At 69.3% G+C, this 3,272-nt stretch carries 2 protein-coding genes; both read left to right on the forward strand.

Features of this window, described 5'->3' with window-relative positions; all coding sequences use genetic code 11:
- Nucleotides 1–2,430: SDR family NAD(P)-dependent oxidoreductase (locus tag ACP4J0_RS38255; protein WP_426604024.1), on the forward strand; the 2,430-nt coding region annotated here is incomplete at its 5' end.
- Between the two features lie 25 nt (nt 2,431–2,455).
- A partial coding sequence (locus tag ACP4J0_RS38260; RefSeq protein ID WP_426604026.1) for a beta-ketoacyl synthase N-terminal-like domain-containing protein occupies nt 2,456–3,272 on the forward strand: 817 nt, incomplete at its 3' end.

Genomic DNA, 3,272 nt, shown 5'->3' on the forward strand with positions numbered 1-3,272 from the left:
ACTGCGGGGTACTGGGTGCGGCAGGTGCGGGAGACCGTGCGGTTCGCTGATGGGGTGGGGTGGCTTCAGTCGCGGGGTGTGCGCACGCTGGTGGAGGCGGGGCCCGGTGGTGTGCTGAGTGCGATGGCGCAGCAGGCCTGTGGTGAGGAGGTCACCGCGGTTGCCCTGTTGCGTGGCGCGGAGACCCCCGAGGACACCGCCCTGGCGGCCGCGGCCGCGCAGTTGTACGTCCGCGGAGTCCCCGTCGTGTGGGAGTCGTTGTTCGCCGGGGCCCGGCATGTGGAGCTGCCCACATACGCCTTCCAGCACCAGCGGTACTGGCCCGAGGCGGCCGAGGATGCGATGCCTGTCGTGCAGGACCCGCTGGATGCGGAGTTCTGGGCGTCGGTCGAGCGCCACGACGTACGGACGTTGTCGGAATCGTTGGGTCTGGATACCGACGTGGTGTCCTCGGTGGTGCCCGCGCTGTCGTTGTGGCGTGACCGGCTCCGCGAGGACCGTGCTGTGGAGGGCTGGCGTTACCGGGAGACCTGGAAAGCGCTGGACGGCTTCTCGGCATCCGCGGTGTCGGGGCCGTGGCTGGTCGTGGTGCCGGCCGACGTCAGTGATGACCCGTGGTTGAGCGCTGTCGTGGCCGCGATGGGTCCGTCGGCCCATGTACTGGAGTACGACGGGTACGACCGCGGCACGCTGGCGTCGCGACTGCCCGGAAACGAACTCGTCGGTGTGCTCTCCCTGTTGGCGTTCGGCGCGGCAGGGCCGGGGGTGACACCTCCAGGTGTGCTGCCCACCCTGGTGTTGCTGCAGGCGTTGGGCGATGCCGGGATCGACGCCCCCGTGTGGGCGGTGACCCGGGGTGCGGTGTCGGTCGGGGGGCAGGACCCGGTGGCCAGTCCATGGCAGGCCGGGATCTGGGGCGTTGGCCGGGTGGCCGCGTTGGAGCGGCCTCAGCAATGGGGCGGTCTGGTGGACCTGCCCGAGGAGTTCGACGAGAGGGCGGCGCGCCGGCTCGTGTCGGTGGTGTCGGCTGAGCGCGCCGAGGACCAGGTCGCGGTGCGGGCGGCGGGGGCGTTCGGCCGCCGGCTGGTCCATGCGCCGGCCAGTGGTTCTGGTGGCGTGCCGTGGCAGGTACGGGGCACGGTGCTGATCACTGGTGGTACCGGTGGCCTGGGCGCGTTCGTTGCACGGTGGGCAGTTGAGCGCGGCGCTCAGCATGTGGTGCTGCTCAGCAGGCGCGGTTCGGCGGCCACTGGGGCACAGCGGCTGAGCAGCGAGCTGGAGGCCATGGGTGCGCGGGTCACGGTGGTGGCGTGCGATGTGGCGGACCGGAGCGCGCTGGCGAACGTAATCGGGGACATACCTGCGGAAATTCCACTGCGCATGGTGGTCCATGCGGCTGGGGTGAGCCATGGTGTGGTCGAGTTGGACTCGGTGACGCCGGAGCAGGTGGAGGCGGAGCTGCAGGCCAAGGTGGCTGGGGCCACGTACTTGGACGAGCTGACCCGTGGTCTTGAGCTGGACGCGTTCGTGCTGTTCTCGTCGGGTGCGTCGTCGTGGGGCAGTGGCGGTCAGGCCGCCTACGCCGCCGGAAACGCCTACTTGGACGCTTTGGCGGCTCACCGCCGGGCGCAGGGGCGGCCTGGGACCGCGATCGCGTGGGGCAACTGGGCCGAAGCGGGTATGGCCGTCGACAGTCCTGAACAGGGGGAGTATCTGCGGCGGCTGGGTGTCCTGCCGATGAGCCCCCAGCTGGCGCTGGCAGCCCTGCAGCGCGTCCTCCAGGACGACGAGACCGGTCTGACTGTCACGGACATGGACTGGTCCCGGTTCGCGCCCGCGTTCACGGTGTCCAGGCCCAGTGCGCTGCTGTCCGACATCCCCCAAGTCAACGAGGTACTGGCCGGGAGTTCGGAGAGTACGGACGCGGGATCGGGCTTCGCACAGCGGTGGGCGGACACTCCGGCCGCGGACCGCCCGAGGTTCCTGCACGAGCTGATCCGCGGTCATGTCGCCGCAGTACTCGGGCACGCCCTGTCCACCCGCATCGACATCGGTCAGGCGTTCAAGGAGCTGGGCTTCGACTCCCTGACAGCCGTGGAACTGCGCAACCGACTCGCGGCAGCGACCGGGTTGAGCTTGCCCGCCACCATGGCGTTCGACTACCCCTCGATCGCCGGACTGGCCGATCACCTCAGCGAAGCCCTGGGCGGTGGCCCCGAGCCGGACGAGGAAGTCCTGCGCAAGCTCATCGCGTCCGTCTCACCGGCCAAGCTCCGTGAGGCGGGCCTGCTGGACGCCGTACTCGGCCTGGCCGACGATGCGCCCGACCGAGGCGCCCAGGAACAACAGCAGGAAGACGACGAAGCCACCCTGCTGGCTGCCGACGTCGACGATCTGGTCCGGATAGCGCTCGCCGACAACGAGTCGTGACAACGCGGAATCTGTGGAGCTGACAATGAGTACGTCTGCGGACAAAGTAGTCGAAGCGTTGCGCGCCTCGCTGTTGGAGAACAAACGACTCCAGCGCAAGAACCAGCAGCTCGTCGATGCCGCGAACGAGCCGATCGCGATCGTAGGCATGTCGTGCCGCTTCCCGGGGGAGGTCTCGGGGCCGGACGAGCTGTGGAACTTGGTGGCCGAGGGCCGTGACGCCATCTCCGAATTCCCCACCGACCGCGGCTGGGACTTCGAAGAGCTGCACGGAGGCTCGGGGAACGCCGTTGTTTCGACCACGACCCAGGGCGGCTTCTTACAGGCTGCGGGCCATTTCGACGCGGAGTTCTTCGGCATCTCTCCGCGTGAAGCGGTGGCGACCGATCCGCAGCAGCGACTGCTGCTGGAAACCTCCTGGGAGGCCCTGGAGCACGCGGGGATCGACCCTGCCTCGCTGTCTGGAAGCCAGGTGGGCGTGTTCGTGGGCGCCTCCCCATCGGGCTATGTGGAGGTGGCGGACCGGTCCTCGGAGAACGTTGCCGGTCATCTGATCACCGGAGGCTCACCGAGTGTCATATCGGGCCGCGTCGCCTACGTGCTGGGCCTCCAGGGCCCAGCGGTGACGGTCGACACGGCCTGCTCCTCCTCGCTGGTGGCCCTGCACCTGGCCGCGCGGGCGTTGCGTTCCGAAGAGTGCTCCATGGCGCTGGTCGGCGGAGTGACCGTCATCGCGACCCCGGACACCTTCATCGGGTTCTCCCAGCAGGGCGGGCTTTCAGCCGACGGGCGGTGCAAGGCGTTCGCTGACGCCGCTGATGGCACGGGGTGGTCCGAGGGCG

The organism is Streptomyces sp. WG7, assembly GCF_049975785.1.
Taxonomy (GTDB): Bacteria; Actinomycetota; Actinomycetes; order Streptomycetales; family Streptomycetaceae; genus Streptomyces.